Source organism: Streptomyces sp. NPDC059567 (genome assembly GCF_042735655.1).
Taxonomy (GTDB): Bacteria; Actinomycetota; Actinomycetes; order Streptomycetales; family Streptomycetaceae; genus Streptomyces.
The window spans coordinates 107,038-112,686 of the sequence record NZ_JBHWBS010000012.1 but is presented as its reverse complement, the minus strand read 5'-3'; the positions used below and the strand labels follow the sequence as shown (position 1 = coordinate 112,686).

The 5,649-nt window shown below is 71.1% G+C and carries 6 protein-coding genes; 1 reads left to right on the top strand and 5 read right to left on the bottom strand.

Annotation, left to right across the window (positions count from 1 at the left end):
• Window positions 1–44: 44 nt before the first annotated feature.
• Both ACFVZW_RS09155 and ACFVZW_RS09150 read right to left on the bottom strand, forming a co-directional pair.
• Complete coding sequence (locus ACFVZW_RS09155; protein WP_384518939.1) at window positions 45–1,313, bottom strand: Ig-like domain-containing protein; 1,269 nt, start codon at window positions 1,311–1,313, stop codon at window positions 45–47.
• A 194-nt stretch (window positions 1,314–1,507) separates the two neighbouring features.
• Window positions 1,508–1,849: a hypothetical protein gene (locus ACFVZW_RS09150; RefSeq protein ID WP_384518936.1), complete on the bottom strand. Its 342-nt coding sequence runs from the start codon at window positions 1,847–1,849 to the stop codon at window positions 1,508–1,510.
• A 109-nt stretch (window positions 1,850–1,958) separates the two neighbouring features.
• On the opposite strand from ACFVZW_RS09150, the gene ACFVZW_RS09145 reads away from it, so the two are divergent.
• Window positions 1,959–2,219, top strand: a complete 261-nt coding sequence (locus ACFVZW_RS09145) for an LAETG motif-containing sortase-dependent surface protein (protein WP_384518933.1) — start codon at window positions 1,959–1,961, stop codon at window positions 2,217–2,219.
• A 73-nt stretch (window positions 2,220–2,292) separates the two neighbouring features.
• Here ACFVZW_RS09145 and hutH read toward each other — a convergent pair whose 3' ends face one another.
• The 3 genes from hutH to ACFVZW_RS09130 all read right to left on the bottom strand — a co-directional run bounded on the left by hutH (window position 2,293) and on the right by ACFVZW_RS09130 (window position 5,487).
• Entirely contained in the window at window positions 2,293–3,834 is a 1,542-nt protein-coding gene (gene hutH / locus ACFVZW_RS09140; RefSeq protein WP_384518961.1) for a histidine ammonia-lyase, read from the bottom strand.
• 81 nt (window positions 3,835–3,915) lie between these two features.
• Window positions 3,916–4,632, bottom strand: coding sequence for a hypothetical protein (locus tag ACFVZW_RS09135; protein WP_384518929.1), 717 nt, complete (start codon window positions 4,630–4,632; stop codon window positions 3,916–3,918).
• A gap of 204 nt (window positions 4,633–4,836) precedes the next feature.
• A complete protein-coding gene (locus tag ACFVZW_RS09130) occupies window positions 4,837–5,487 on the bottom strand; it encodes a hypothetical protein (protein WP_384518926.1) in 651 nt (216 codons plus the stop codon).
• Window positions 5,488–5,649: the final 162 nt, after the last annotated feature.

The window sequence follows — 5,649 nt, the reverse complement described above, 5'->3', positions numbered from 1 at the left end:
GCCCCCTCCGGGTGGAGGGGGCCGCCGCTTTCATGCGTACGGGATCAGACCGCCGAGCCGGCCTTCCACGCCGACCAGCTCATGTTCCAGCCGTTGAGGCCGTTGCTGGGCGAGATCGTCTTGTCCTTGGAGTTCTTGACGATGACGACGTCGCCCACGATGGAGTGGTCGTAGAGCCAGGCGGCCATCTGGTTCGGGTCGCCGGCGCCCTTGACGTCGTTCAGGCCCACGCAGCCGTGGCTGGTGTTGGCGGAGCCGAAGATCGAGTCCGGGCCCCAGTAGTTGCCGTGGATGAACGTGCCCGAGGTGGACAGGCGCATGGCGTGCGGGACGTCCTTGATGTCGTACTCGCCCTTGCCGTCGTCGTCGGTGAAGCCGACGGTGGCGCCGTTCATCCGGGTCTCCTTGAACTTCTCGGAGATCACCATCTCACCGTTGTAGGTGGGGTTCTCCGGGGAGCCCGCCGAGATCGGGATGGTCTTGATCGTCTTGCCGTCCTGCTTGACCGTCATGGTCTTGGTGGCGACGTCGACGGTGGAGACCTGGTTGCGGCCGATCTTGAAGGTGACGGTCTTCTGCTGGACGCCGTAGACACCCTCGGCGCCCTCGACGCCGTCGAGGTTCAGCTTCAGCGTGACGGTCGAGCCCTCGGTCCAGTAGTCGTCGGGGCGGAAGTCCAGGCGCTGGGAGTCGAACCAGTGCCCGACGACCTCCTGGCCGCTGCTGGAGGTCACCGTGATGCCGCCCTGGACGGCCTTCTTGTCGGTGATCGCCTTGTTGAAGTTGATCGAGACCGGCATGCCGACGCCGACGGTGGAACCGTCCTCGGGCGTGAAGCTGCCGATGAAGCTGTTGGCCTGGGAGACGGTGGTGAAGGAGGTGTTCTCGTGCGCCTCCAGGCCGTCCGCGTCCTTCGCCGTGGCGGAGATCTTGTAGACGGTGGCGCGCTTGAGCTGCCCGGTGGGCTTCCAGCTGAGCTTGTCGGCGGACATCTCGCCCTCGACGCTCTTGCCCTCCTGCGTGGTCATCGTCACTTCGGTCAGCGTGCCGTTGGTGACGGTGACCTTGGCGTCGTTGTTGATCGACGCGTTGTCGGTGCCGTTCTTGGGCGAGATGGATATCTGGGCCTTCGACGTCTTCTGCGCCGCGGCCTCGTCGACCTGAGCCTGTGACTGGGCCGACGAGGAGCTGTCGGCGGCGCCGCCCTTGTCGCCGTCGCTGCACGCCGAGAGCACCAACACGCCGCCGAGCACCGCGGCGGCTGCCGCCAGGCTCTTGCGGCGCTTGCTGTCCGTCATCACACGCATCTCCATCGTCGCCGAATCCCTGCCAACACTCGTCAAAACATCCATGAGACCCTGCGCGGTTCCGTAACCGGAGGGTTTGTGGGGAACACCACTGATCCACACGCGGCCGCGGAGCGTCCGGTTCCCGTACGGGTCTCCGTACAGCGGGAAGCCCCGGTACGGGACGGCCGTACCGGGGCTTCCAGGGGTGCCACGCCCTGCTAGACCCGTTCCGTGTCGTCTTCGTCCACCTCATCTTCCTCGTCGAGGTCCCACTCCTGGGCATCGGGGTCGTAGTCGACCTCCTCGCTGGTCCAGGAGGCCTGGACCAGCTCGATCCCGGGGACCTCGCGGACGAGGTCGAAGGGCTCGATGAGGTAGGCCAGTGCCTCCGCGCTGTCCTCGCGGACGGCGGATCGGGCGTGCACGCGCTCGTCCTCGGGCATGAACTCGTCGGTGTCGATACGGCCGACGGCCGCCTCGGTCAGCTCCTCGGGGCCGTCGATCTCCAGGACGACTTCGACGCGAAGTCGTACGTACCGTGATGTCTCGGAAGTGCTCATACGAGGGAGCGTAGGCTCCCCGGGGTCTCGACTTTCCTGCGACCCGCTGTGTTCATTAGCATCGACGCACCTACCAATTCGCGGTTTCCGCAAGGGGGATCGAATCTCTGTGTCCGTCGCTCGACGCCCGCTGCTGACCGCCACGGCGGCCGGGACGCTGCTGTTCGCGCTGTGGTTCGTTCCGTCCGCGAACGCGACCGACGAGGAGCGGGTCACCTCGACCCAGCAGGAGCGCGAGGCGGGTGAGCAGCGCCTCGCCGAGACCGGCGGCCCGGACACGACGCCGTATCTGATCGGCGGGACGGGCTTCCTGGCCGTGGGAGCGGGATTCGTGGCGCTGGCGATGAGACGCGGCGGCCGGGCCCACTGAGTTCGCACGACGGAAGGGCCGCCTCTCCCGGTACGGGGGAGGCGGCCCTTCTCGCTTCGGCCGTACGCGTCCGCTACGCCAGCGGGCCGGTGACCGGCTCCACGGCCGCGACGAGCTTGCCCTCGCGGACGAAGACGTCGGCCGCCTCCAGGTCCGGGGAGAGGAAGCGGTCCGGCCCCGGGCCCTCGACCCCGGCGGCGCGCAGGGCCTCGATGGCGGCCTGCGAGGCGGGGGCGGGGGTCAGACCGCGGCGGAGCTCGATGCCGCGGGCGGCGGCGTAGAGCTCGACGGCGATGATCCGGTTGAGGTTGCCGATCGCGGTGCGCAGCTTGCGGGCGGCGGACCAGCCCATGGAGACGTGGTCCTCCTGCATCGCGGAGGACGGGATGGAGTCGGCGGAGGCCGGGACGGCCAGCCGCTTCATCTCGCTGACCAGGGCGGCCTGGGTGTACTGGGCGATCATCAGGCCCGAGTCGACGCCGGCGTCGTCGGCGAGGAAGGGCGGCAGCCCGTGGGACCGGTTCTTGTCGAGGAGCCGGTCGGTGCGGCGCTCGGCGATGGATCCGAGGTCGGCGGCGGCGATGGCGAGGAAGTCCAGGACGTACGCGACGGGGGCGCCGTGGAAGTTGCCGTTGGAGCGGACCTGACCGTCGGCGAGCACCACGGGGTTGTCCACGGCGGAGGCGAGCTCGCGCTCGGCGACCAGGCGGGCGTGGGCCATGGTGTCGCGGCCGGCGCCGGCGACCTGCGGGGCGCAGCGCACGGAGTAGGCGTCCTGGACGCGCGGGGCCTCTTCCTCCTGGAAGTGACCGGTGAGACCGGAGCCCTTGAGCACGGCGAGCATGTTGGCGGCGGAGGCGCCCTGGCCCGGGTGGGGGCGGATGGCGTGCAGCTCGGGCTCGAGGACCTTCTCGGTGCCGAGGAGGGCTTCGAGGGAGAGGGCCGCGGTGATGTCGGCGGACTTGTAGAGGGTGTCGAGGTCCGCGAGGGCCATGATCAGCATGCCGAGCATGCCGTCGGTGCCGTTGAGGAGGGCGAGGCCCTCCTTCTCGCGCAGCTCGACGGGCCGGATGCCGGCGGCGGCGAGCAGCTCGCCCGCGGGCTTCACGGTGCCGTCGGGGCCCTCGGCGTCACCCTCGCCCATGAGGGCCAGGGCGCAGTGCGAGAGCGGCGCGAGGTCGCCGGAGCAGCCGAGGGAGCCGTACTCGTGGACGACCGGGGTGATGCCGGCGTTGAGAACATCGGCCATGGTCTGCGCGACCTCGGGCCGGACGCCGGTGTGCCCGGAGGCGACGGTCTTGAGCCGCAGGAACATCAGCGCGCGCACGACCTCGCGCTCGACGCGCGGGCCCATGCCGGCGGCGTGCGAGCGGACGATGTTGCGCTGCAGCTGGGCACGGAGTTCCGGGCTGATGTGCCGGGTGGCGAGCGCGCCGAACCCGGTCGAGACGCCGTACACGGGCTCGGGCTTGGCGGCGAGCGCGTCGATGACGGCGCGGGCGTCCGCGAGGGCCTGTACGGCCTCGGTCGAGAGCTCGACGTGGGCGCCGTGCCGGGCGACGTCGATGACGTCCTGGGGGGTGGTGCCGGACGTGCCAAGGACGACGGTGTGCATATCCATATTCAGCACCCTACGGACTGAAGACCAACATGTCACTAGTCATCCACCGGACGGGCCCTTACCCGGCGCCCGCGATCACCGGGGGTTGATGTCGACCGGCAGCCTGCCGTGGCCCGCGAGCCTGGCCTCGGCCGGGGCCTCCTCGGGCAACCCGGTCACGACGGCGTCGACGGCGAGCCAGGTGCCGGCCACCGGCCTCGGCCCCGTCGCCTTGATCCGGTACCGGACGGTGCGCTCGGCGCCACGGGGCAGAGCGGTCCCGCCGACGGTCTGGTAGAGCACGGCGACATCGCCGGCGACCACGATGTCGGCCGTACGCCAACGGCCCGCGGCCGGGTCCCAGCGCTCGGCCCGCAGGCCCCAGTCGGCAGGGCCGCCCTCCTCCCAGGAGGGCTCCATGGCGAGCCCGACGGCGAGGCGTGCGTAGTCGCGCCGGGTGTCGTTGCGCAGGGTGACGGAGAACTCCTGCGCGGGCCCGCCTCCGCGTACGACGAGGCGGCCGCCCTTGGCGGCGGGGGTGACCGTGACCTGGGTGCGTACGGGACGGGAGGGTGCGCTCGGCTTGAGCGAGGCGCTGGGCTTGAGCGAGGACCGGCTCACGCTGGGCGTGGGACTGGGCTCGGCGACGGACGGGGACGCCGACGGAGTGGCAGGAGACGGCGTCACCGACGGGGTGACCGTGACACGCGGCGGCTCCGAAGCCTTCGCGCCGACGCCGCCGTCCTTCTCCCCGCATGCCGCCAGCCCGACGACGAGCGCCGCCCCGACGACGACCACGACAGCGCGCCTCATGTCCCACCCCTTGTCCGCCCGGCACCACACCGAAAGCAGCAGATGGTCTCGCGGGACGGACCCGCAGTCCAAGGCCCGGGACACCTCGTTACGCACCCGGAACCGACCGGCTGCCGGATGGCCGCGGGCGCCGCGTCTCCGCGAGGCGGCCGTCCACCTCATGGATGGTGCCCGACGGCCCCGCGGTCCTGCGGAGCCCCGTCCTCAGTGCCTGCCGGCGCGGGCCCGCCGCAGCCGCAGCCCGACTGCAGCGCCGACGAGCGCGATCCCGACCAGGCCGGCCGTGGTCCACCAGCCCGTACGGTCACCACCGCCGGTGGCCACGCCCAGGGAGGGCGAGGGCGAGGACGGATCGGTCGGACGTGTCGCGGACGAGGAAGGTGCGGCGGAGGACGGCGCCGGCGCGGAGGGGACCGGGGCGGGCACGGACGCGGTGGGCGTGAGGGCGCTGGGCGGCACCGGGTCGACCACCGGAACGGCGACCTCCGCCTCCCCGTGGCCGAGGGAGGGGAACCCCACGTCGACGGTGACCTTCCAGGTACCGGGCGCGAGGACTTCCGCGGTCATCCAGCCGGCGCGCGTGCCGGGGGCGCGGACCAGTCGCCACGGCCCCATGGAGCGGGTCCGGTCGAGGCTGGTCGCGTTCACCGTGGCAGCGACTGTCTCCTCGACGGCGTCCCCGTCGTTCTCCCAGGTGATCTCGGTCGTGATGTGACCGTCTCGCTGCCCGGTCACCACCACCTTGACGGTATCGCCGTGGGCTCGTGCGGCGGACGGTACTGCCAGGGCCTGGGCGAAGAGCATGAGCAGGAAACCGAGGCCCGTGAATCCACGGAAAGCGTGGCGTGTACGCATCGTTGCGGTGCTCCTGGTGCGTGAGATGCGGTGGGGACGCGGTGCGGTGAGGACGCACCGCGGGGGAACCGATGCGTCGGTGGACCGGGGGCGTTTACAAAACACCCAGCCCCCCACACCCCGTGACAGAGCGGGTGTGGGGGGTGGGGGGTGATTGTGTGG

Coding starts and splice junctions, on each gene's coding strand:
- ACFVZW_RS09155 (WP_384518939.1), bottom strand. CDS start 1,313: ATGGAGATGCGTGTGATGACGGACAGCAAGCGCCGCAAGAGCCTGGCG.
- ACFVZW_RS09150 (WP_384518936.1), bottom strand. CDS start 1,849: ATGAGCACTTCCGAGACATCACGGTACGTACGACTTCGCGTCGAAGTC.
- hutH (WP_384518961.1), bottom strand. CDS start 3,834: ATGCACACCGTCGTCCTTGGCACGTCCGGCACCACCCCCCAGGACGTC.
- ACFVZW_RS09135 (WP_384518929.1), bottom strand. CDS start 4,632: ATGAGGCGCGCTGTCGTGGTCGTCGTCGGGGCGGCGCTCGTCGTCGGG.
- ACFVZW_RS09130 (WP_384518926.1), bottom strand. CDS start 5,487: ATGCGTACACGCCACGCTTTCCGTGGATTCACGGGCCTCGGTTTCCTG.